Origin of the sequence: Streptomyces sp. ITFR-21 (assembly GCF_031844685.1) — a bacterium.
Classification (GTDB): Bacteria; Actinomycetota; Actinomycetes; order Streptomycetales; family Streptomycetaceae; genus Actinacidiphila.
On the sequence record NZ_CP134605.1, the window covers coordinates 586066 to 609787 of the forward strand.

The following is a 23722-nucleotide window of genomic DNA, read 5'->3' on the forward strand; positions in this document are numbered from 1 at the left end:
CCGTCCGCCCCTTGCCGCCCCGTCCGCCCCCGGCTGCCCGCCGTCCGGCCGCACCCGTACGCCCGTACACCGTCACCGGTTACGTCACCGGTTACGTCCCCGCCCGTCCGTCTGGGCCGTACGACCCCGGCCGTCCGCCGCCCATCGCCTGCCGCTTCCGTCCGCCGCCGTCGCCCGTCCGCCGCCGTGCCGCCCGCTCGGGCCGCGCGCCGCGCCCACCCATCGGAGTCGCACATGCCGCCGCACCGCCGCCGTCAGCCCGGGGCCGTAGGACCCGTCCCCGGTTCCTCCCCCGGGCCGGCCGCAGGGCCCGGTCGCGCGGAGCCGGCCGGCGGGTCCGGCGCCGGGCTCGGCGGCGGGGCCGCCCGCCGGCGCGGAGCCCGCCCGGCGCTCCGCCGCCGGCTGACCGCCGCGACCGCCTCGCTCGCCTCCGCCGCGCTGGCGGCCTGCGGCCTCGCCGGAGGCGCCGTGCTGGCCGGCGCACGACCGGCCGCCGCGCTCGACAACGGCCTGGCCCGTACCCCGCAGATGGGCTTCAACAACTGGAACTCCACGCACTGCCGCGCGGAGTTCGACGAGTCGATGGTCGAGAACATCGCCGACCTCTTCGTCACCCAGGGCCTCAAGGCGGCCGGCTACACCTACGTCAACATCGACGACTGCTGGGCGCTGCCCACCCGCGACGCGCGGGGCGACCTGGTGCCGGACCCGGTCCGCTTCCCGCACGGCATCAGGGCCGTCGCCGACCACGTCCACGCCAAGGGCCTGAAGTTCGGCCTGTACTCCAGCGCCGGCACCAAGACCTGCGACGGCCACGGCTTCCCCGGCGGTCTCGGCCACGAGCAGCGGGACGCGGACCTGTGGGCGTCCTGGGGTGTGGACTATCTGAAGTACGACAACTGCAACAACACCGGCACCGACGCCCGCGCCCGCTACCGGGCGATGGGCGACGCCCTGGAAGCCACCGGCCGCCCGATCCTCTTCAGCGTCTGCGAGTGGGGCACCGCCCAGCCGTGGGACTGGGCGCCGGCGGTCGGCAACTCCTGGCGTACCACGTACGACATCGCCGACTCCTGGTCGAGCATGATCGGCATCGTCCACCAGAACCAGCCGCTCGCCCCCTACGCCGGGCCCGGCGCCTGGAACGACCCGGACATGCTGGAGGTCGGCAACGGCGGTATGACCGACACCGAGTACCGCACCCACTTCAGCCTCTGGTCGCAGATGGCCGCACCGCTGCTGATCGGCAGCGACCTGCGCGGCGCGAGCGCCGCGACGCTGGCGATCCTGAAGAACACCGACGTGATCGCGGTCGACCAGGACCCGCTGGGCAGGCAGGGCACCGTCGTGTCCGCCGCCGGCGGACTGGTCGTCATGTCCAAGCCGCTCGCCGACGGCAGCCGCGCGGTGACCCTCACCAACGAGACCTCGGCCACCGCGACCGTGGCCACCACCGCGCGGGACACCGGCCTCGGCGACGCCGACTCGTACACCCTCAAGGACCTCTGGTCCGGTGCCGCCACCACGACGGGCGGCCCGATCGGCGCGGCCGTGCCCGCCCACGGCACCGTCATGTACCGCGTGACGCCACGACGCCCCGACGCCTTGAAAGCGCTCCCACGGTTTGCGGTACTCGGCGCCGGGAGCCGGCCGGAGCACCGCGGGAGCATCGCCGCGGCGCCGGCCGAGGCGGTCGAGGAGCGGGATCCGGCAGGTTAGACCGGGGTGTGCCCGGCCACCAGCGCACTGGCCAGCCGGGACAGCTGGGAGCGCCGCGCCTCGCCGAGGTGCGCGGTGAGCTCCTGGATCCGCCGGCCGGCGTCCGCCGCGCCCGCGCGGGCCAGTTCACTTCCCTGCTCGGTCAGCGACACCCGTGCGACACGTCCGTCGTGGGGCGCGGGGGCGCGGCGGACCAGGCCGCGGCGCTCGGCCCGGGTGACCAGCCCGGTCATGCTGGACTTGTCGAGTCCCAGATGCCGGGCGAGTTCCCGCATCCCGGGCTCGCGGTCGCGCAGCGCGCCGAGCAGGCGGAGCTGGACGACCGACAGTCCGTGGTCCGCGGCGACACCGCCCAGTACGGCCTGCACCAGGAACGACAGCCGGGCCAGGCTGTCGACGATCCCCAGGTCGGGGGGCGGCGCCGGGTCGGGCGCCGGCGCCCGCTCCCCGGCGCCCGGCACGCGCGGCGTCCCCTCTTCGGTGGCGTCCGGGCGCCGCGCGGCCGAGTGGGCGGCGGACGCTGGGTGCTGGGGCATGCCCTGATCGTACGTGCCGTTGGTACGTGGCACCAACTAATTTAGTTGGTGCCACGTACCAATGCTGGTGGTCGAGCCGTCCGGGCCGGTCCGCCGTGCCGAAGGGGTCGCCATGCACGCCGCCGCCATCCGCTCGTTCGACCGTCCGCCGCGCTACGAGGAGTTCGCCACGCCGCAGCCGGCGGGCGGACAGGTCCTGGTGGACATGCTCGCCGCCGGTCTGCACCCCCGGGTCCGACGCGCGCCGCTTCGCGCGGCACCCGCCCGTCCCGCCCGCTCGCGTCCGCCCCTCGGACAAGCGTCAAGCTCTTGCATACAGCAGCCAATACCATAACTCACTTACCCACCCAAAGCGTTCGTGCATTCTTCGGTTGTCGACAGCGCCGGCACCACCCGGTGAATCAATGATGCGAATCCTGTTCACTTTCTTGACGTGTCAGCAACAGCGCCGTAATCATCGCACCATCCAGAGAGCGCTCTCTCAATCGGCGACGACACCCAGGAGACGCCGTGACTGGCATCCCCCCACGCCTGTCCCTCAGACACCCCCGACCGCTGATCCTCGCCTGCGTAGCGGCGCTGATCGCCACCATCGCCCTGGTGGCCCTGCAGACCCCGGCCCGCGCGGCGGGCACGCCGCTCTCCCAGGGCAAGACGGCCACCGCCTCCTCCACCGAGAACGCCGGCACGCCCGCCTCGTCGGCGGTGGACGGCGACAACGGCACCCGCTGGTCCAGCGCCGCGGCCGACCCCCAGTGGCTCCAGGTCGACCTCGGCGCCACCTCCACGATCACCCAGGTGACCCTCAGCTGGGAGGCCGCGTACGCGAAGGCGTACCAGATCCAGACCTCCGGTGACGGCCAGAACTGGACGACGGCGTACTCCACGACGACCGGCGCCGGCGGCACCGAGAACCTCACCGTAAACGGTTCCGGGCGTTATGTCCGTATCTACACGACCCAGCGCGCCACCCAATGGGGCGTGTCCCTCTGGGAGTTCCAGGTGTACGGCTCGACCGGCACCGGCACCGCGGCCTGCTCCACCGCCAACGCCGCGCTGAACAAGCCCGCCACCGCGTCCTCCACCGAGAACGCCGGCACCCCGGCCTCGTCCGCGGTCGACGGCGACAACGGCACCCGCTGGTCCAGCGCCGCCGCCGACCCGCAGTGGGTCCAGGTCGACCTCGGCTCCTCGCAGAACATCTGCGGGGTGAACCTGGTCTGGGAGGCCGCGTACGCGAAGGCGTACCAGGTCCAGGTCTCCGCCGACGGCCAGAACTGGACGACGGCGTACTCGACCACCACCGGCCCCGGCGGCACCGAGCTGATCACGCTGACCGGCACCGGCCGCTACATCCGGGTGTACGGCACCCAGCGCGCCACCCAGTACGGCTACTCGCTGTGGGAGTTCCAGGTCTTCACCGGCGGCAACGGCGGTACCACCACCGGCGGCGGTACCGGGGGCACCACCACCCCGCCGCCCGCAGGCGGCGAGACCCTGCTGTCGTACAACAAGCCCGCCACCGCCTCGACCTTCCAGGACGCCAACAGCTGCGTCGGCTGCACCCCGGCCAAGGCGTTCGACGAGGACCCGGCGACCCGCTGGGCCACCAGTGACTCCAACGGCTGGGTGGACCCGGGCTGGATCTCGGTGGACCTCGGCGCGACCGCGCACATCACCAAGGTCGTCCTCCAGTGGGACCCGGCCTACGCCGTGGCATACCAGATCCAGACCTCGCCCGACAACACCAACTGGACGAGCGTCTACTCCACCACCACCGGCAAGGGCTTCAAGGAGACCCTGACGGTGGACGGCAACGGCCGCTACGTGCGGATGTACGGCACCGCCCGCAGCAACGGCTACGGCTACTCGCTGTGGACCTTCGACGTCTACGGCACCGGCGGCAACCCCACCGCGCCGCCCGCCCTGCCGCCGAACCCGGGCAACCCCGAACACCTGGTGTGGAGCGACGAGTTCAACGGCGCGGCCGGTACCAAGCCGGACACCGGCAAGTGGACCCAGGACACCGGCGCCGGCCAGAACGGCGAGCTGGAGACCTACACCAACGGTGACAACACCACCATGGACGGCAACGGCAACCTGGTCATCGAGGCCAGGAAGGAAGCCAACGGCCAGTACACCTCGGGCCGGATCAACACCTCGGACCACTTCAACTTCACCTACGGCCACGTCGAGGCGCGGATCAAGGTGAGCGGAACGCAGGGTCTGTGGCCCGCCTTCTGGATGCTGGGCTCGAACTTCAAGACCGGTACGCCGTGGCCCAACTCCGGTGAGATCGACATCATGGAGCACGTCGGCAAGGTCCCCGACGCGGTGTACTCCACCCTCCACGCCCCGGCGTACAACGGCGGCAACGGCTACGGATCGCCGTACACCCTCGCCGGAGGCGACTTCGCGAACGACTTCCACACCTACGCGGTGGACTGGGACTCCAGCCACATGACGTTCTCGGTGGACGGCCACGCGTTCTTCACCGCGGACAAGGCGACGGTGGAGTCGACGAGGGGCCCGTGGGTGTACGACCACCCGTTCTACATCATCCTGAACAACGCGGTCGGCGGTGACTGGCCCGGCGCTCCGGACGCCACCACGGTCTTCCCGCAGCGGATGCTGGTCGACTACGTGCGCGTGTCGCAGTAGAAAGGCGAACTCGAAGATGCTGCATTCGTGGCTCGTCCCTCCACGGCTCAGGGAACGGAGCGCCGCCCGCAGAAGGCGGCACACCACCGCCAACCGGTCCCGGGTCGCCGCGCTCGTCGGTTTCGTGCTGGTCGCGGCGCTCGCCCTGGTCGCCACACCGCACCTGGCCGGCGCCGCCGATCCGGTACTGCTCTCGCAGGGCAAGCCCGCCACCGCCTCCTCCGCCGAGAACGCCGGCACCCCGGCCTCGGCGGCGGTGGACGGTGACCCGGGCACCCGCTGGTCGAGTGCCTTCAGCGACCCGCAGTGGGTCCAGGTCGACCTCGGCTCCAGCCAGTCGATCTCCGAGGTCGTGCTGACCTGGGAGGCGGCCTACGCGACGGCCTTCCAGATCCAGACCTCGGCCGACGGGCAGAACTGGACCTCCGTCTACTCCACCACCACCGGGACCGGCGGCACCCAGACGCTGAACGTCACCGGCACCGGCCGCTACGTGCGGGTGTACGGCACCGCGCGGGCGACCGCGTACGGCTACTCCCTGTGGGAGTTCCAGGTGTACGGAGGTTCGGGCACCACGCCCACGGTCTGCGGTACGACGACCGCCGCCGTCGGCAAGCCCGCCACCGCGTCGTCCACCGAGAACGCCGGCACCCCGGCGTCCGCGGCCTTCGACGGCAACACCGGCACCCGCTGGTCCAGCGCCGCCGCCGACCCCCAGTGGCTCCAGGTCGACCTCGGCACCTCGCAGTCGATCTGCGGGGTGACCCTCAACTGGGAGACCGCGTACGGCAAGGCGTTCCAGGTCCAGACCTCGGGCGACGGCCAGAACTGGACCACGGTCTACTCCACGACCGCGGGAACGGGTGGCACCGAGACGCACGACTTCACCGCCACCGGCCGTTACGTACGGATGTACGGCACCGTCCGGGGCACCGCGTACGGCTACTCGCTGTGGGAGTTCACCGTTCTCACGCCGGGCGGCACCACCACCACGCCGCCGCCGGGCGGCGGCGACGGCAACTGCCCGTGGGTGAACTCGACCGCGCCGGTCGCCACCCGCGTCTCGCAGGTGCTGGCGCAGATGACCCAGGCGCAGAAGATCCAGATGCTGCACGGCAACGGCGGCACCCAGCCGTACATCGGCGACATGGACGCGATCCCGTCGCTGTGCATTCCGGCGATGGGCTTCCAGGACGGGCCGAGCGGCGTCGGTGACGGCCTCGGCGGCGTCACCCAGCTGCCCGCGGCGGTCTCCTCCGCGGCGACGTGGGACACCGCGCTGCAGAAGAGCTACGGAACGGTGGCCGGGGCCGAGTTCAAGGGGAAGGGCGCCGATGTGGCGCTCGGCCCGACGATGAACATCGTCCGCGACCCGCGCTGGGGCCGGGCCTTCGAGACCTACAGCGAAGACCCGTATCTGAGCGCCCAGATGGCCACCGCGAGCATCCAGGGCATCCAGAGCCAGGGCGTGATGGCGCAGGCCAAGCATGTGGCGGTCTACAACCAGGAGACCAACCGCAACGGCCCGGCGGACAACGCCGTCGTCGACAACCGCACCTTGCAGGAGATCTATCTGCCGGCCTTCCAGGCGGCGGTGAGCAAGGGCGCGTCGGCGTCGGTGATGTGCGCCTACAGCACCGTCAACGGCGTGTACGCCTGCCAGAACGCGTACCTGCTGAACAACGCCCTGTACCAGCAGGCCGGGTTCGGCGGCTTCGTCACCAGTGACTGGGGCGGCGCGCACTCCACGGTGGACTCGGCGAACAACGGCATGACCATCGAGATGCCGAACGGCTACTTCTACGCCGACTTCCTCAACCAGGCGCTCGCCAACGGCACGGTGAGCCAGGCGACGCTCAACACCATGGTGAGCCGGGTGCTGACGCAGATGTTCGCGTTCGGCCTGTTCGACCACGCCAAGACCGGTGACCGCAACGCCGTGGTGACCTCCGCCGCCCACCAGGCGACGGCCCGTCAGGTCGCCGAGCAGGGCAGCGTGCTGCTGAAGAACACCGGCATCCTGCCGCTGTCCACCAGCACCACGAAGACCATCGCGCTGCTCGGTCCGGACGGCGGGGCCGGTGTCCGCAGTGTCGGCGGCGGCAGTGCCACGGCGACGAGTTCGGGTACCGTCTCGCCGCTGACCGCGCTGCAGAACCGGCTGGGCACGGCGGGCAGCGTCACGTACAACGACGGCACCGACGTCAACGCGGCCGTCACCGCGGCGCGCAACGCCAACGTGGCGATCGTGTGCGTGGGTTACGGCGAGGACGAGGGCACCGACCTCACCAGCATCGACCTGCCGAACAACCAGAACCAGCTGATCCAGCAGGTAGCCGCCGCCAACCCGAACACGATCGTGGTGCTGAACACCGGCTCCGCGGTCACCATGCCCTGGCTCTCCTCGGTCAAGGGCGTACTGGAGGAGTGGTACGGCGGGCAGGAGGTCGGCAACTCGCTTGCCGCGCTGCTGTTCGGCGACGTCAACCCGTCGGGCAAGCTGCCGGTCACCTTCCCGGGCAGCCTGAACGACGTGCCGGCGCACACCACCGCCCAGTGGCCGGGCAACGGCACCAACGTGCAGTACAGCGAGGGCCTGAAGGTCGGCTACCGCTGGTACGACGCGCAGAACATCACTCCGCTGTTCCCGTTCGGGTTCGGCCTGTCGTACACCTCGTTCTCCTTCTCCGGCCTCCAGGTCGGGGCGCTGGACGGGAGCGGAAACGCCACGGTGAGCGCGACCGTCACCAACACCGGCAGCAAGGAGGGTGCCGAGATCGCGCAGCTGTACGTGGGTGACCCGGCGTCCACCGGTGAACCCGCCAAGCAGCTCAAGGGGTTCCAGCGGGTCGACCTCCAGCCGGGGGCGAGTGCGCAGGTGACCTTCCCGGTGACCGCGCACGACCTGGCGTACTGGAACACCAGCGGCAACAACTGGACGACTCCGGCGGGCAGTTACCAGATCCTGGTCGGTGACTCCTCGCGCAACCTGCCGCTGACCGGGACGCTGAACGTGGCGACCGCGATGACCGCGAAGACCGTTGACGCGGCGGGCACCGCCGCCGCCTCGGTGACCGTGGACAACCCGCACGGCATGAGCAGCCTGGCCGGCAGGGCGGTCCGGCTGCCCGTCACCGCGAAGGCGTCGGCCGCGGGTCAGCAGCTGACCTTCACCGCGACCGGGTTGCCGGCGGGGCTGTCCATCAGCCCGTCCGGGGTCATCTCCGGTACGGCGGGGACCGCCGGGACCAGCACGGTGAGCGTGACCGCCGCCAACGGCCACGGTGCCAGCGACACGGCCAGTTTCGTCTGGACGGTCACCTGAGGGTGAGGTGACCGTGCCGGACGGCCGGTGACGTGGTGTGCGGGTCGGCCGCCGGCCCGCACACCGCTCGGATGTCCGCCTTCCCGTGGGTGATGACGGCTCGCCACGGGAAGGCGGACGCATGTCCGGGGGAAAGTCCACCGGCCGTCGGAGCGCCGCCGCCCCGGCCCCCTGTTGTCAGGGGCGCGTCAGACTCGTACAGTGACGCGCGTAGCTTCCGGCACCTCCGCACCGTCCGGCTCCCCTCTCACTTCTGGACGTGACATGACGCGACGCCGTCGTACGCTCATCGCCGCCTGCGTGCTGGCCGTTCCGCTGGCCAGCGCGCTGCTCCCCGCCGCCGCGGCCGACGTCCCGCCCGAGCACGCCGTCGTGGTGTGCCAGAGCGCAAGCTTCTACGCCAACTACGACAGCGCGAGCGGCCCGACCGGGCTCAAGCGCGTGCTCGGCTACGGCAACAAGATCGGCCACACCCCCGGCTCGCACCCGGTCTACAACGGATGGGCCGCCAGCTTCGACTACGGGCCCAACGACTGGGGCTACCTGCGGATCGAGTGCATCGGCGGATACAACTCCTGGTGATCCCGCCCGGGTCCGCCCCGCCGCACCCCATCCCGCCAGCCCCTTCCCGCCAGCCCCTTCCCGCCAGGCCCCTTCCCGGCACGCTCCGTCCTGACCAAGGGAGTCGACCCATGCTGCGTACCGCATCCGTCAGTGCCGTCTGCGCCGTGCTGACCGCCTCCGCGCTACTGGCCGTGGCCGGCCCGGCCGAGGCGGCGGGCGGCACCGTCGGCGTCCGGGAGACCGTCTGTGCCCAGGACCTGTACGTCCGCACCGAACCGGTCGGCGCCTGGATGGGCACGCTCTACCAGGGCGAGACCTTCCTGGTGGAGGAGGTCGACGGCTCCTGGGTGTACGGCTTCGCCTACGGCCGGATCAACCGGCATGGGTGGGTGCAGAATGGCTGGTTCTGCTGAGTCCGCGACTCCGCCGGGAAGCGCTCTCCCCCGGCGGTCAGCGGCCGTACCAGACGGTGGTGACGTTGCAGAAGGCCCGGATGCCGTGGCCGGACAGCTCGCGCCCGTAGCCGGAGCGCTTGACGCCGCCGAACGGCAGCGCCGGGTGCGAGGCGGTCATGCCGTTGAAGTAGACGCCGCCGGCCGCCAGGTCGCGTACGAAACGCTCCTGTTCGGCCACGTCCCGGGTCCAGACGTTGGAACTCAAGCCGAAAGGCGTGTCGTTGGCGAGCGAGAGCGCCGCGTCCAGGTCCGGCACCCGGTAGAGGGCGGCGACCGGGCCGAACGCCTCCTCGTGGTGGATCCGCATCGCCTCGGTGATCCCGGTCAGTACCGTCGGCTCGTAGAACCAGCCGTCGGGCAGTGCCTTGGGGCGGCGGGCGCCGCACAGCGCCTCGGCGCCCTTGGCGAGCGCGTCCTCGACCAGTTCCTCCAGGTCGGCGCGGCCCTGTTCGGTGGACAGCGGGCCGATGTCGGTGGAGTGGTCCAGCGGGTCGCCGACCACCAGCGCGCTCATCGCCCGGCGGAAGGCCCCGGCGAACTCGTCGTAGACGTCGTCGTGCACGATGAAGCGCTTGGCGGCGATGCAGGACTGCCCGTTGTTCTGCACCCGGGCGGTGACCGCGGTGTGCACCGCGTGGTCCAACTCCTCGCGGGCGGACGGCATCACCACGAAAGGGTCGCTGCCGCCGAGTTCCAGCACGGTGGGCTTGACCTCGCCGCCGGCGACCGCGGCGACCGCCCGCCCGGCGCCCTCGCTGCCGGTGAGGGTCGCGGCGGCCACCCGGGGGTCGCGCAGCACCGCCTCGATCGCGCCGGAGCCGATCAGCAGGGTCTGGAAGCAGCCCTCGGGGAAGCCCGCCCGGTGGAAGAGGCCGCCGAGGTACAGCGCAGTCTGCGGGACGTTGGAGGCGTGCTTGAGCAGTCCGACGTTGCCGGCCATCAGCGCGGGCGCGGCGAACCTGACCACCTGCCAGAGCGGGAAGTTCCACGGCATCACCGCGAGCACCACGCCGAGCGGCCGGTAGCGGACGTACGCGCGGTGGGCGCCGCTGTCGGCGACATCGGCCTCGTCGGGGTGCTCGTCGGCCAGCAGCCGCTCGCCGGCCGCCGCGTACCAGCGCATCGCCTTGGCGCACTTGGCGGCCTCGGCCTTGGCGGCGGACAGTGTCTTGCCCATCTCAAGGGTCATCACCCGGGCGATCCCGTCCCGCTCCTTGTCGAGCAGGTCGGCGGCGGCGGTGAGCAGCCGGGCACGCGTGGCGAAGTCGGTGTGGCGATAGCCCTGGAAAGCGCTCTCCGCGCGGGCGACACGCTCCTCGACGCCGTCCGCCCCGAGCTCGTCGAAGGTCCGCAGGGTCTTTCCGGTCGCCGGGTTCACGGTGGCGATGGGCATGCTCTGTTCCTCCTCGTACCGGGGCCGGGCCGGCGGGCGCTCCCGCGGCGCGCCGCCGGACGCCGGTCCGGCGTTTGCGCGGGGCACCCGGCGTGGCCGCCTGCCCGGGTCCCGCGGATCCATGCCGCTCCCGGCCCATCGTGCCCCGCCGGTCCCGGTCCCGCGACCGTTCGCCGCCCATGCGGGTACTCCGCGCGGCCCGCACGCCCCTTGCCGCCCGCTGAGGGCCCCTTACCGCCCCACGAGCCGGCGGTTGCCGCCCGGCGGGTCGGGGGACGGGACGGGTGACCGAACCGCCGGTGGCCCCGGAACCCGGCCGCCGGATCCGACCGGAAGCGTTCACCGGGCGGCAACCCCGGTCACATCACCGCCCGCTTCTACGCGCGCAGAATCACCCCTCACGTCCGTGTTTTCCCCTCTCGTAGTCCCCTACTGACCGCCCCCACCTGGAGGTTGACGGATGTCTGACCCCCGTATGCCCCGAAGCCGCGTGCTCATCGGCGCGGCTGCCGCCCTGGGCACGCTCGCCCTGGGCGCCGCCGGTATCGCCGCCGGCAGCGCGCAGGCGGCCCCGGCCGCTCCGGCCGCCGCCACGACGCACCGCGTGCTCTTCGACAACACCAAGGCCGAGACGGCCGGAAACGCCGACTGGATCATCAGCACCAGCCAGCCCGACCCGCTCGGGCAGGACTCCAGCCCGAACGCGGAGACCGACTGGACCGGCGCCCTGTCCTCCTGGGGCGTGGCGCTGCAGAAGGCCGGCGGCTACCAGCTCAACACCCTGCCGTCGGGCAAGACCGTCACCTACGGCGCCACCGGCGCGCAGGACCTGAGCAACTTCGACACCTTCGTGCTGACCGAGCCCAACGTGAAGCTCAGCAGCGCGGAGAAGACCGCCGTTATGAAGTTCGTGCAGAACGGCGGCGGCCTGTTCCTGATCTCCGACCACAACAACAGCGACCGGAACAACGACGGCTGCGACTCGCCGTGCGTCATCAACGACCTGCTGACCAACAACGGGGTGGACAACACCGACCCGTTCGGCTTCTCCGTCGACCTGCTCGACATCAGCACCGACAACCCCCGGGCGATCAGCAGCAGTTCGGACCCGGTGCTGCACGGCCCGTTCGGCAACGTCACCGGCAGCATCCTGCGGGACGGCACCACCTTCACCCTCAAGCCGAACGACAACCCGAACGTCAAGGGCCTGCTGTACCACGCCGGCGGCTCCGGCAACTCCGGCGCCTTCTTCGTCACCAGCACCTTCGGCAACGGCCGGGTGGCGATCTGGGGTGACAGCTCGCCGGTCGACGACGGCACCGGCCAGTCCGGCAACACCCTCTACGACGGCTGGAACGACCCGGCGGGGACCGACGCGGCGCTCGCCCTGAACGCCACCGCGTGGCTGGCCGGCAGCGGCAGCGGCGGCACCACCGGCGGGACCACCACGGGCGGTTCGACGACGGGCGGCGGCGGTGGCAGCTGCACCGACCAACAACTGCTGGCCAACCCCGGCTTCGAGTCCGGCAACACGTCCTGGTCCGCCTCCGGCGGCGTGATCGGCAACGCCACCAAGGAAGCGGCGCGCAGCGGTTCCTACAAGGCGTGGCTGGACGGCTACGGCACCGCCACCACCGACACCCTCTCGCAGTCCGTCGCGATCCCGTCCGGCTGCTCGGCGAACCTCAGCTTCTGGCTGCACATCGACACCGCCGAGACCGGCTCGACCGCCTACGACACCCTCAAGGCACAGGTGCTGAACTCCTCGGGCACCGTGCTCAGCACCCTGGCCACCTACTCCAACGTCAACGCCGCCTCCGGCTACAGCCAGCGCAGCTTCGACCTGAGCGGCTACGCCGGGCAGACGGTGACCATCAAGTTCACCGGCGTCGAGGGCTCCAAGCTGCAAACGTCGTTCGTGATCGACGACACGGCGCTCGACGTCAGCTGACCGCGGGTCCTTCCCGCCGGCCCGGACCGGCCTCAGCCGGTCCGGGCACGGGCGTGCCGGCCGCCGGGCCGAACTCGCACCACACCGCCTTGCCGTCGCCGCGCGGCTCGACACCCCAGCTCACCGCCATCGCGTCAATCATCAGCAGACCGCGGCCCGAGGTGGCCGCCTCGCCCGGAGAGCGGCGGCGGGGCCACACGCTGGAGCGGTCCTGCACCGACAGCCGCACCCGGCGGACCGGCTCGGGCAGCACCTCCAAAGTGAGCACGGCGCCGCCCTCGGTGTGCAGCAGGACGTTCACCAGCAGCTCGCCCGCGGCGAGTTCGACGTCGTCGGCGAGTTCGGACAGCCGCCAGTCGGTGAGCGCCTGCCGCAGCGCGGCGCGCGCCTCCGCCAGTCCCTCGGGGTCGGCCTGGTGCACGTACTGGTGGATCCGCGGGGCGCATTCGGTGCCCGGGTCGGGGGTCCGGCGCAGGATCAGCAGAGCCACGTCGTCGTCCGAACCCCAGCGCCGCCACAGGGTATCCGCGATGTCGTCGGCCAACTCCTCGGCGCGGCGTGGTCCGTGGTGCACCGCGTCGGCGAGGGCCGCCATGCCGACGCCGATGTCCGTACCGCGCTCCTCGACCAGGCCGTCGGTGCAGAACACCAGGGTCTCGCCCGGGACCAGGTCGAGCCGGGTCTCGGGGAACTCCTGGAGGTCGAACGTGGTGGCGAGTCCCAGCGGCAGGCCGCCGCGCACGTTGGGCCAGCCGGTGCGGCCGTCGATGTGCCGGATCAGCGGCCCCAGGTGCCCGGCGCGGGCCGCCCGTATGGTGCCGTTGGTCAGGTCGAGTTCGGCGTAGCCGCAGGTGGCGAAGCGCTCGGTGTCGAGTTCGGCGAGGAAGCGGGAGGCGCGGGCCAGCACCGTGGACGGTGGGTGGCCCTCGGCCGCGTAGGCCCGCAGCGCGATCCGCAGCTGGCCCATGACGGCGGCGGCGTGCGTGTCGTGCCCCTGGACGTCGCCGACCACCAGGCCGACCCGGTTCTGCGGCAGCGCCACCACGTCGTACCAGTCGCCGCCGACCTCCCGGCCGCTCCAGGCGGCGTGGTAGCGGACCGCGATCTCGACGCTGTCGAACCGCGGGATGTGCCGGGGCAGCATCGTCGACTGGAGCCCGGTGGCGAACTCCCGCTCCCGGTCGAAGAGGATGGCCCGTTGCAGCGACTGGGCGAGGATGCCGGCCAGCGCGCCGACCAGCTCCCGCTCCGCGTGGCCGAAGTCCGCGCGGTCCCGGTAGAACAGCGCGAGGCCGCCGATGGAGCGGGCCTGGGCGATCAGCGGCACGAAGGCGGCCGACGCCGTACCGATCGGCTGCTGGTAGGGGCCCAGCAGCGGGAAGCGCTCGGCGAGCCCGGGGTAGTCGCGGGTGAAGTACGGCCGCTGGGTCCGCACCGCCTCGGCGAGCGGCAGATGCTCGGCCAGCCGGCGCGGCGGGAGGGCGTCCACGGCGATCGTCGGCGAGCCGCTGGACGCGACGAACCTCAGGGCGGTCCCCTCGACCAGTGCCAGGACCAGGCCGTCGGCGCCGAAGCGCTCCAGGCCGCCGGCCCCGGTGAGCACCGCCGTGACGTCCTCCACGGTGACCGCGTGCGACAGCGCCTCGGTGGTGCGCCGGACGACGGCGGGCAGGTTGCGCTGTCCGGCACCGCGGTCCTCGGCGGGCTCGGGCGCCTCGGCCAGCTCCTCCGTGGCGTCCCTGACGAAGCCGACCACCCGGTAGGCGTTGCCGCCGGAGTCCCGCAGGATGGTGCCCTGGGTGTGCGTCCACTGCTTGACGCCGTCCCGCCGGGTCACCTGGAAGTAGCCGCCGTAGCTGGGCCGGCCGGACTGCAGGGCCTCCCGCAGGGCGGCGTCCAGCCGGACGCCCTCCTCCGGGGTGACGCGCAGCACCAGCGACTCGGGGCGCCGGTCGAACTCCTCGGGGCGCAGGTCGAAGACGTCAAGCCCGGCCCGGTCCAGGTCGAAGGTGCCGGCGTCCAGATCCCAGTCGAAGCTGCCCAGACCGCTGAGCGCCAGCCGCTCCCCCGGCCCGAGCCGGGACGGCGCGAACCGAGGGCGTGACGCGGAACCCGCCACGCGCGGGTCGTACGGGCCGGCCCCGGGCCGGCGGTCAGCTGCCATGCGCCTGCTCCGGAGTCGGATCCGCGGTCATGGACACACGTCGTGGAGCCATCACGGCCATTATCTCCCCGATGTCGTGATTGTCCCGATGCGCCGGGGTGAACGGGGGCCGGGGCCGGGCAGCCGGCGGATGGCGGATGGCGGATGGCGGGCAGGGGATACGGCGAGCGGTCCGGGCATGGGCGCGGGCCGAGCGGGTACGCGTGGGGTCCGAACGGGGACGAGCCGCGTTCCCGTACGCACCCCGGGAGTGTCCGATGACCGAGCCCTACCCTGACCCCTTCCCGGCGCCGGTGCCCCCGGCGCACCCCGGGGAGCCGGTGCCGGGGCCCGACCCCGTACCCGCGCCCGAGCCGCGTCCCGTGCCGGAACCGGCGCCCGACCCGGTGCCGCCGACGCCGGGGCCCGAGCCCTCCCCGCCCGCTCCGGGCCCCGGCCCGGTGCCGCCGGTGCCGGTGCCGGACCCCGTCCCGGCACCGGCACCGCTGCGCTGAACCCCCGGCCGGACCCGGCCCCGGTGGGCCGGGCCGGGGCCGGACCGGTAGTGTGCCGGGTCCGGAGGCGGCGCGCGGCACGACCGCCGGACCGCCTCCTCCGGCAGGACGGCGCCGCTCCCCCGGGAAGCGGACCGCCCGGGGGTGCCGGGTGGCGGGCGGCTTCGCCGGGCGCGTGGCGTCCCCTTGGCGGGGATCATCCTGGTAGCGGCGGTAGAGCCCGCGGGACGCGCGGGCGCGAGGGTTCGGCGGGGAAGTGTGGGTCCGGAGATGAGGGACAGGGACGCGGGACCGGGGGCGCCGGGCGACGCCGCGGGGCGGGGCGGGCGGATCGGCGGTCCCGGCGGGAGCACGGCCGGCGCCGTCGTCCCACCGCGGGAGCCCGGTCAGGAGCCGCCGGACGTGATCGAGGTGGTGTTCCCCGTCGTGGGCCCCGGCTCATGGCACGGCTCAGGTTCCGGCTCGCAGGACGGCGCGCCGACCGGTCCCGGCACCGGCCCGGTGTCCGGCGCTTCCAGCGCCGGCGGAGTCGTGGTGGTGCGGGCCGTGCCGGCAACGGCGACGGCCGCCGCGGCGGAACGCCGGCCGCTGTGCGAGCGCCCGCTGGTGATCGGCGGTGTGGCCACCGTCGTGGTGGCCCTGTCGACGGCGCTGGCCTGGCAGATCTGGCCGTAGCCGCGCGGCTCGCCCGGTCGGCGCGACGACTTTCCGCGCATGGGAAATATGCCCACCGCATCATCGATGCCGCTAATCGGATACATGCTCGACTATTCACCCTTTAGAGTGAACATCATTGTTTGCCGCGCATATGACTATCCGAAAATCCGCAGGTAGAGCGCTCTCCAGGCCGCCGATGGCCATTCCATCACCTCGGCACCTCCCCGAATCGGTCACAGAACCTGCGCGGATTCCCGCACGATGGTCCCCGGAATCGCGCCCCCCATGGGCCGCGACAGCGGAGGGCGGTACGTCGTTTCCGGCGTTGGGCCGCCTTCCGGGGGAGGAATGACTTGATGGGCAGAGCTTTACGTGCTGCCGCCGCCGGAGCGGCGGCAGCACTGATGTCCCTGGGCCTGGCCCCGGCGGTGGCGAACGCCGCCACCACCCCGCGGATCGACCTGCGGGTCCTGGTGGTGGACGACGGCGGCCCGGCCACCGCGGCCATCGCCGCGGAACTCGGCAGCGCGGGCACCCCGTACACCACCGTGGACCTCGGCGACGCCGGCCGGCCGGCGATCACCGCGGACTTTCTGAGCGACACGGTCTCGGGCCGGCCGCGGGCCAGGTTCCAGTCGGTGGTGCTGCCGAACGACAACCCGTTCGGCGCGGGCTCCGCCGAGATGGCCGCCCTCGCGGCGTACGAGACGACCTTCGGCATCCGGCAGGTCGACGCGTACACCTACGCGCAGCCGTCCGTCGGTCTCGACTACGCCCAGAACGGCGGCTACACCGGCCCGCTGGACGGCGACACCGGCCAGGTCACCGCCCAGGGCACCGCGGGCCCGTTCGGCTACCTCGGCGGCCCGGTGCCGTTCGAGGACAACGCGGCGGACCAGGCGGAGAGTTACGGCTACCTCGCGACGCCGCTGGCCCAGCAGGTGGCCGGCGCATCCTTCACCACCCTGGTGGACGCGCCCGTTCCCGGTACCGACCGGCGCGGGGTGCTCGTCGGCCAGTACGCGCACGACGGCCGCAGCGAACTGGTGCTGACCTTCGTCTACAACCAGTACCAGGAGCAGTTCCGGCTGCTGGCCCGCGGCATCGTGGAGTGGATGACCCAGGGCATCCATCTGGGCGCCGACCGCAACTACTTCGAGGTGCAGGTCGACGACGTCTTCCTCTCCGACGACCGGTGGGACGCCGGGCTGAACTGCACTCCGGGGGACGTGGACTGCCCGCCGGGCACCGGTGACGACACCGACCCGATCCGGATGACGCCGGCCGACGCGGCGTACGCCGAGCAGTGGTCGCGGGCACACGGCTTCACCTTCGACTTCGTGTTCAACGGCGGTGGCAGCGAGGACTGGAAGACCGACCACGAGACCACCGACGACCCGCTGGCGGACCGGCTGCTCGCCGACAAGAGCACGTACCGCTGGGTGAACCACACCTATCTGCACCCCTTCGTGGGCTGTGTCCAGGACGTCACCGTGGTGCCGTGGCGCTGCACGACCGACGCGAGCGGGCACGTCCAGTGGGTGAGCAAGTCCGACATCGTCTCCACCGTGCAGGACAACCGGACCTGGGCGGCGCAGCACGGACTGTCGCTGAACGACCAGGAGTTGGTGACCGGCGAGCACTCCGGACTCACGTCCCTGCCGCAGCAGCCGGACGACAACCCGAACCTGTCGCCGGCGCTCACCCAGCTCGGGGTGAAGTACCTGGCCAGTGACGCCTCCAGGGAGCCGGACCAGCGGACGGCCGGCCCGGCGGTCACCGTGCCGCGCCACCCGATGAACGTCTTCTACAACGCGGGCAGCGCGGCCGAGGAGACCGACGAGTACAACTGGATCTACACCGACGCCGTACAGGGCGGCAGCGGGGTGTGCGCGACGTCCGGCACCTCCACCTGCCTGAACGCCCCGCTGGACCCGGCGACCGGCTACCAGTCGTACATCGTGCCGCTGGAGGCCCGGATCGACCTCGGGCACGTGCTCGGCAACGACCCGCGGCCGCACTTCCTGCACCAGTCGAACCTGTCGGAGGACCGGATCGCGTACCCGGTGCTGGAGCGGATCCTCGCCGACTACGCGGCGCTGTTCGCCGCCGACACCCCCCTGGTGAACCTGCGGACCGCCGACATCGGCACCGAACTCCGGCGCCGGGCGGCCTGGGACACCGCCGTCCGGGCCGGCACGGCCACCGGCTACCGGATCGGCGACACCGTGACGATCAGCGCGCCGGCCGGAACGCAGGTCAGCGCGACGGTGCCGACCGGCACCCGGCAGGCCCAACTGCTCGGCTCCACCCCCTTCGGCGACTCCTACGCGGGCGCGGTGAGCGGCTGGACCGTGCCGGGACTGCTGCAGAGCGCGGTGTCGCTGACGCTGCCGTCGGGGACGCCGTCGGCCCTGCTGCACCTGGACGTGTCGCTCGGCCCGATCACCGTGCGCCTCGCCGTCGGCCGGCTGCCGGTGCCCAGCGGGGCCGCCACCCCCGTCCCGGCCGGCCCCGGCGACAGCCGGAGCTGAGTCGCCGGCGGGCGGGGCTCATCCGGCTGCACCGGCCGCCCCGCCCGCCGCAGGCGGCTCCACAACGGCACCTGATACGTCGAGGGGGGACTCCATTTCCATGCACGCAGTCCTGGGCGGGCCGCCGACGCCTGTCGCGCGGGTCACGATGCTGACCGAAGGAACGTATCCGCACAGTCCCGGCGGGGTGAGCGTCTGGTGCGACCAGCTCGTCCAGGGCATGCCCGACGTCGACTTCCGGGTACTGGCGGTCACCGGCACCGGCCAAGAACAGCCGGTGTGGCCGCTGCCGGCGCAGGTGAGCGGAGTGGAGACGGTGGCGCTGTGGGGCGCGGAGCCGGCCGGCCGGGCGCCGCGCGGCCGGGACGCCAGAGAACTGCTCGCCGCCTGGGAGGGGTTGCTGCTGGCGCTGCTCGCCGAGGAGCCCGGCGAAGACGGGGACGGGGAGGACGGGGACAGGGGCGGCGGGACCACCGAAGCGGCCCCGGCGGCCGGGGAGGGCGCCGGGTCCGGCGGCGGAACCCGCGACGAGCGGGCCGAGTTCGGCACGCAGCTGTACACGCTGGCCGAATGGGCCGACAGCGGCGCGCTGTTCGCCGCGCTGCGGACCGAGGAGGCGGTACGGGTACTGGCCCGGCTGTGGCGGCGGCCCGGCACCACGGTCGCGGCGGCGGCGCCCACCCATCACGACGCGCTGACCGCGACCGACCTGCTGGAACACCTGCTGCGCCCGCTGGGCGCGGCGCCGGCGCCGGCGCCCGGCGGGGTCTCGCACGCGGTCAGCGGGGGTCTGGCGGCGCTGCCGGGACTGGTCGCCCACCAGCGCCACGGCACCCCGCTGCTGCTCACCGAGCACGGCGTCTACCAGCGCGAACGCTATCTCGGCTACCGGACGGGACCGTACCGCTGGCCGGTGAAGGCGCTGCTGCTCGGCTTCTTCCGGCTGCTGTCCCGCGAGACGTACCGGACGAGCGCGCTGATCACCCCCGGCAACCGCTACAACCGGCGCTGGGAGGAGCACGGCGGGGCCGCGCCGGACCGGATCCGCACCGTCTACAACGGGGTCGACCCGGGGGCGTTCCCGCCCGCCGGGCCGGAGCCGCTGACCCCGACGCTGACCTGGGCCGGGCGGATCGACCCGATCAAGGACCTGGAGACGCTGATCCGGGCGTTCGCGCTGGTGCGGGAGGAGATACCCGCGGCGCGGCTGCGGATCTTCGGCGGCACCCCGCGCGGCGGCGAGGCGTACCGCGAGCGGTGCGAGGCGCTGGCCGGGGCGCTCGGCGCGGGCGAGGCGGTCACCTTCGAGGGGCGGGTGGACGACATCCGCACCGCGTACGCGGCCGGGCAGGTGGTGATGCTCTCCAGTATCAGCGAGGGGTTCCCGTTCACCCTGATCGAGGCCATGTCGTGCGGGCGCTGCACGGTGTCCACCGACGTGGGCGGGGTACGGGAGGCGGTGGGCGACACCGGCCTGGTCGTACCGCCGCGCGATCCGGCGGCGATGGCTCGGGCCGCGCTGGAACTGCTGCGCGACCCCGGCCGGCGGGCAGCGCTCGGCGAGGCCGCCCGGCTGCGGGTGATCGAACGGTTCACGCTGCGGCGGACGATCGACGCGTTCCGGGAGATCTACCGGGAGCTCGGGGCGGCGCCGCGCCGCCCCGAACGGGTCGGCGGCGGCCCGGCCCGGATGCCGCGTGCCTGGCAGCCGGCGCGGTCGGCGGGCGCCGCGCCACAGGCGGCACGGGACGGGTTGTGCGCGGCGAAGGACGGCCGGTGAGCGGGCCGCTCGCGCTGGTCGCGCCGGGCATCCTGGCGGGCACGGACGGCGGCTCCGGCTCGCTGGCCGGGCTATCGCGCCGGACGGGACCGCTGCGGGACCGGCCGCGGGACGCCTCGCAGGCCCGGTCGCCGGAGAGTGAACTGACCGCGCTCGCCGAAGGGCTGGCGGAGCAGATCGCCACGGCCGTCCACCCCGACGAGGTGGCGGCGCTGCTGGAGTCCGAGGGGCTGACCGACGAGCGGATCACCGGCCAACTGGGGCACCGGGACCTGTTCGCGCTGTCCGTCACGCTCTTCGGCCGGGTGCCCCGCCGCTTCCCCGAGCCGCCGCCGGCCGCCGACCCGTGGCGGCCGGACACCCTCCGGTGTGCCCTGCACGGCCTGACCTTCGCGCTCCCGGGCATCGCCTACGTCCTCGGCGGCCGGTGGGCCGACGGTCCCGACGGGCCGTTCGGGGTGAGCCGGGCGGTCGCCGCGTGGGGTGCGGCGGCGCTCGTCGGCTGGGGCTGGAACCAGGCGCTGGCCCACCACGCCCACCTGCTCCTGCTCGCCGGCCGCGAGCGCCAGGCCGCCGGCGCGCTGCTGGCCGGCGCGGCGGCCGGGGCGCTGCTGTCCACGGCGGCGGCGACGGCGGTGGCGGGCTTCGGTCTCCCCGGCACCCTCCTCTTCGCCACCGGGCAGTCCTGCTACGTGGCCGCCGCCACGGTCCTGCTGGTCCTCGCCCGGGAGCGCACTCTGCTGACCGTCCTGCTCCCCCTGCCGCTGACCGCCGTCGCCGGCGGCAACGCCCTGCCCCCGGCCCTGATCACCGCCTCCCTGACCGTGACCGCGGCGGCGGCCATGGCCCTCGCCGCCCACGCGGCCCTGCGAACGGCCTCGCCGCCGGCGCCCGCCGCCCGACCCGCGCGGGACCGCCGGGACCGCCGGGACCGCCGGGACCGCCGCCTGTGGACCCTCCTCCGGCGCAGGACCCAGCACGCCGGGAGGTCGGCCCGCCCGGCCCCGGCGGTACCCGGCACCGGCCGCGGCCGACGCCCCACCCCCCGTACACCGGCCGGCGGGCTCCGCCGCGTTCTGCGGGCCTGCCGGTCGCACGGCGGGGTGGCGTGGGTCCGCTCGGCGCCGCAGGCGGTCGCGGGGGTGGCGGGCGGGGTGCTGGTGGTCGCGGCGGGGCTGGCCGGGGAGTTCGTGGGGGCACTCACCGTGGGGATGGGGGTCGGGGAATGGCTGCTGTTCCGGTTCCGCGGCGGAGCGCTGAGGGCGCTGCGCCGCACCGGGGTCGGAGAGCGGCTGCCGGGCCGGGTCTGGCGGGTGCTGGGCGGCTGCCTGGCCGGGTACGGGGCCTCGCTCGCGGGGCTCGCCGCGGTGGAGAGCGCCGTGCTGCCGGGCGCGGCGGCCTGGACCGTACCGCACCTGGCCGTACTGCTGGCCCTGGGCTGCCTGCTGTGGCTGGCGCTGCTCCTCCAGTCGTGCGGCAGGCCGTGGACCGGGGCGCTTCTGCTCCTGGGCGCGGCCGGCGCCGCCGGCGTCCTGCTCGCGGCCCGCGCCGCCGCCCCCGCGGCGACGATCGGCCTGGTCTGCGGCACCGCCGCGGCCACCGCGCTGGCCGTCTCGCTGAACCTCACCGCCCGGGTGACCACCCACCGCTGACGACCCGTCAGCCTGCTTCCTAGGAGACCCGCTTGTCCAGCACCGCCCCCGTCGCAGTGACCGGCGCCGAAGGCTTCATCGGCTCGCACCTGGTGGAGGCCCTGGTCGCCGACGGCCACCGGGTGCGCGCCATGGTCCAGTACAACTCCTTCTCCTCGCACGGCTGGCTGGAGGTGCTGCCGCCCGACGTGCTGGACCACGTCGAGATCGTCCTCGGCGACGTCCGCGACCCCGGCTCGGTACGCGAGGTGGTGGCCGGCAGCGAGACCGTCTACCACCTGGCCGCGCTGATCGCGATCCCCTACTCCTACCGGGCGCCGCGCAGTTACGTGGACACCAATGTGTCCGGGACGCTCAACGTCCTGGAAGCGGTACGGGAGTCGGGCGCCGCCCGCCTGGTGCACACCTCGACCAGCGAGACCTACGGCACCGCGCAGACCGTGCCGATCACCGAGGACCACCCGATCGTCACGCAGTCGCCGTACGCGGCCTCCAAGGCAGGCGGCGACCGGCTCGCGGACAGCTACCACGCGAGCTTCGGCACGCCCGTGGTGACGCTGCGGCCGTTCAACACCTTCGGGCCGCGGCAGTCGATGCGCGCGGTGATCCCCACCGTGATCGGCCAGGTCGCCGCCGGGCAGCGCGAGGTGACGCTGGGCGACCTGCGGCCCACCCGGGACTTCACCTTCGTCCGGGACACGGTGGCCGCCTTCCTCGCGGTGGGCACCGCGCCGGCGGCCGACGTGGTCGGCCGCACCTTCAACGCCGGTACCGGCGGCGAGATCGCGATCGGCGACCTCGTGCTGCTGATCGGCAAGCTGATGGACGCCGACCTCGCGGTCCGCGAGGACCCGCAGCGGCTGCGGCCGGCCGGCTCCGAGGTGATGCGGCTGGTCTGCGACGCCTCCCGGCTGCGCGCGGCGACCGGCTGGGCGCCGGCCCACACCTTGAAGGAAGGGCTCGCGCACACCGTGGAGTTCTTCCGCGACCCGGCCAACCTGGCCCGCTACAAAACCTCTTCCTACAACGTCTGAGGACACCGGGGCGCGCCTGACCGACCGTCGGCCGCCCGCGTCCGCCCGTTCCGCACACCTTCGGCCTCTTGGGGGAATCCACCATGCACGCAGTCATCCTCGCCGGCGGCAAAGGCGTCCGGCTCCGGCCGTACACGACCGCGCTTCCCAAACCGCTGGTGCCGATCGGCGACAGCCACGCGATCCTGGAGATCGTGCTGCGGCAGCTCGCGGGCGCCGGGTTCCGCCGCTGCACCGTCGCGATCGGGCACCTGGGCAACATCATCCGGGCCTACGTCGGCGACGGCACCCAGTGGGGGCTCGACGTCGACTACGTGACCGAGGAGAGCCCGCTCGGCACGATGGGCCCGCTGCTCACCATGCTCGGCCGGCTCCCCGAGCACTTCCTGGTGATGAACGGCGACATCCTGACCGACCTGGACTTCGGCGCGGTACTGGACGGGCACGTCCACTCGCAGGCACCGATGACCATCGCCACCTACCCGCGCACGGTCAGCATCGACTTCGGCGTGCTCACCACCGAAGACGGCAAGGTGGTGGCCTTCGCCGAGAAGCCGAGCATGGACTACCGGGTGTCGATGGGTGTCTACGGCCTCACCCGCGACACGCTCGCCGGGTACCCGGCGGGCCTCCCGCTGGGCTTCGACGAGGTGGTGCTCGACCTGCTGGCGGCGGGCCGGCCGCCGCGCGCCCACGAGTTCGAGGGCTACTGGCTGGACATCGGCCGCCCCGACGACTACGACCGCGCCAACGCCGAGTTCGGCGACCTGCGCGGCCTGCTCCTCAAGGGGGCGTGACAGCGG

14 protein-coding genes and 1 pseudogene are annotated in these 23722 nt (G+C 73.2%); 12 read left to right on the plus strand and 3 right to left on the minus strand.

The features are described from left to right. Positions 1–402 precede the first annotated feature (402 nt). Positions 403–1611 (plus strand): annotated as a pseudogene (locus RLT57_RS02615) (glycoside hydrolase family 27 protein); the annotation flags it as partial. A 104-nt stretch (positions 1612–1715) separates the two neighbouring features. Here the strand turns inward: RLT57_RS02615 and RLT57_RS02620 are convergent. After that, positions 1716–2255, minus strand: coding sequence for a MarR family winged helix-turn-helix transcriptional regulator (locus RLT57_RS02620; protein ID WP_311295734.1), 540 nt, complete (start codon positions 2253–2255; stop codon positions 1716–1718). A gap of 519 nt (positions 2256–2774) precedes the next feature. Here RLT57_RS02620 and RLT57_RS02625 point away from each other — a divergent pair. The 4 genes from RLT57_RS02625 (at position 2775) to RLT57_RS02640 (ending at position 9218) form a co-directional block, all read left to right on the plus strand. Further along, positions 2775–4916: a discoidin domain-containing protein gene (locus tag RLT57_RS02625; protein WP_399129749.1), complete on the plus strand. Its 2142-nt coding sequence runs from the start codon at positions 2775–2777 to the stop codon at positions 4914–4916. Positions 4917–4932: 16 nt separating this feature from the next. After that, positions 4933–8241: a glycoside hydrolase family 3 C-terminal domain-containing protein gene (locus RLT57_RS02630; protein WP_311295735.1), complete on the plus strand. Its 3309-nt coding sequence runs from the start codon at positions 4933–4935 to the stop codon at positions 8239–8241. A 264-nt stretch (positions 8242–8505) separates the two neighbouring features. Next, a complete protein-coding gene (locus RLT57_RS02635) occupies positions 8506–8823 on the plus strand; it encodes a hypothetical protein (RefSeq protein ID WP_311295736.1) in 318 nt (105 codons plus the stop codon). 110 nt (positions 8824–8933) lie between these two features. Next, positions 8934–9218 carry a hypothetical protein gene (locus tag RLT57_RS02640; RefSeq protein ID WP_311295737.1) on the plus strand — a complete coding sequence of 95 codons (285 nt, stop codon included), beginning with the start codon at positions 8934–8936 and terminating at the stop codon, positions 9216–9218. A 37-nt stretch (positions 9219–9255) separates the two neighbouring features. On the opposite strand, the gene RLT57_RS02645 is transcribed toward RLT57_RS02640, so the two are convergent. Beyond that, a complete protein-coding gene (locus tag RLT57_RS02645; RefSeq protein WP_311295738.1) occupies positions 9256–10653 on the minus strand; it encodes an NADP-dependent succinic semialdehyde dehydrogenase in 1398 nt (465 codons plus the stop codon). Positions 10654–11128: 475 nt separating this feature from the next. Between RLT57_RS02645 and RLT57_RS02650 the strand changes: the two genes are divergently transcribed. Beyond that, the gene (locus RLT57_RS02650; protein ID WP_311295739.1) at positions 11129–12604 is read left to right on the plus strand and encodes a hydrolase; all 1476 of its coding nucleotides are present in this window, start codon (positions 11129–11131) and stop codon (positions 12602–12604) included. Here the strand turns inward: RLT57_RS02650 and RLT57_RS02655 are convergent. After that, positions 12597–14768 carry a SpoIIE family protein phosphatase gene (locus RLT57_RS02655; protein ID WP_311295740.1) on the minus strand — a complete coding sequence of 724 codons (2172 nt, stop codon included), beginning with the start codon at positions 14766–14768 and terminating at the stop codon, positions 12597–12599. The two genes, RLT57_RS02650 and RLT57_RS02655, sit on opposite strands and share 8 nt — an antisense overlap. Positions 14769–15664: 896 nt before the next feature. On the opposite strand from RLT57_RS02655, the gene RLT57_RS02660 reads away from it, so the two are divergent. From RLT57_RS02660 to RLT57_RS02685, 6 genes are all read left to right on the plus strand, one after another. After that, complete coding sequence (locus RLT57_RS02660; protein WP_311295741.1) at positions 15665–15937, plus strand: hypothetical protein; 273 nt, start codon at positions 15665–15667, stop codon at positions 15935–15937. A 338-nt stretch (positions 15938–16275) separates the two neighbouring features. After that, entirely contained in the window at positions 16276–18453 is a 2178-nt protein-coding gene (locus RLT57_RS02665; RefSeq protein WP_311295742.1) for a hypothetical protein, read from the plus strand. 100 nt (positions 18454–18553) lie between these two features. Continuing rightward, complete coding sequence (gene pelF, locus RLT57_RS02670; protein WP_311295743.1) at positions 18554–20233, plus strand: GT4 family glycosyltransferase PelF; 1680 nt, start codon at positions 18554–18556, stop codon at positions 20231–20233. Then, a complete protein-coding gene (locus RLT57_RS02675) occupies positions 20230–21885 on the plus strand; it encodes a hypothetical protein (RefSeq protein WP_311295744.1) in 1656 nt (551 codons plus the stop codon). The genes pelF and RLT57_RS02675 overlap by 4 nt, the downstream gene beginning before the upstream one ends. A 32-nt stretch (positions 21886–21917) precedes the next feature. Next, complete coding sequence (locus RLT57_RS02680) at positions 21918–22919, plus strand: GDP-mannose 4,6-dehydratase (protein WP_311295745.1); 1002 nt, start codon at positions 21918–21920, stop codon at positions 22917–22919. Positions 22920–23002: 83 nt separating this feature from the next. Continuing rightward, on the plus strand, positions 23003–23716 hold the full coding sequence (locus RLT57_RS02685) for a nucleotidyltransferase family protein (RefSeq protein WP_311295746.1): 714 nt from the start codon (positions 23003–23005) through the stop codon (positions 23714–23716). The last annotated feature ends 6 nt before the right edge of the window (positions 23717–23722 follow it).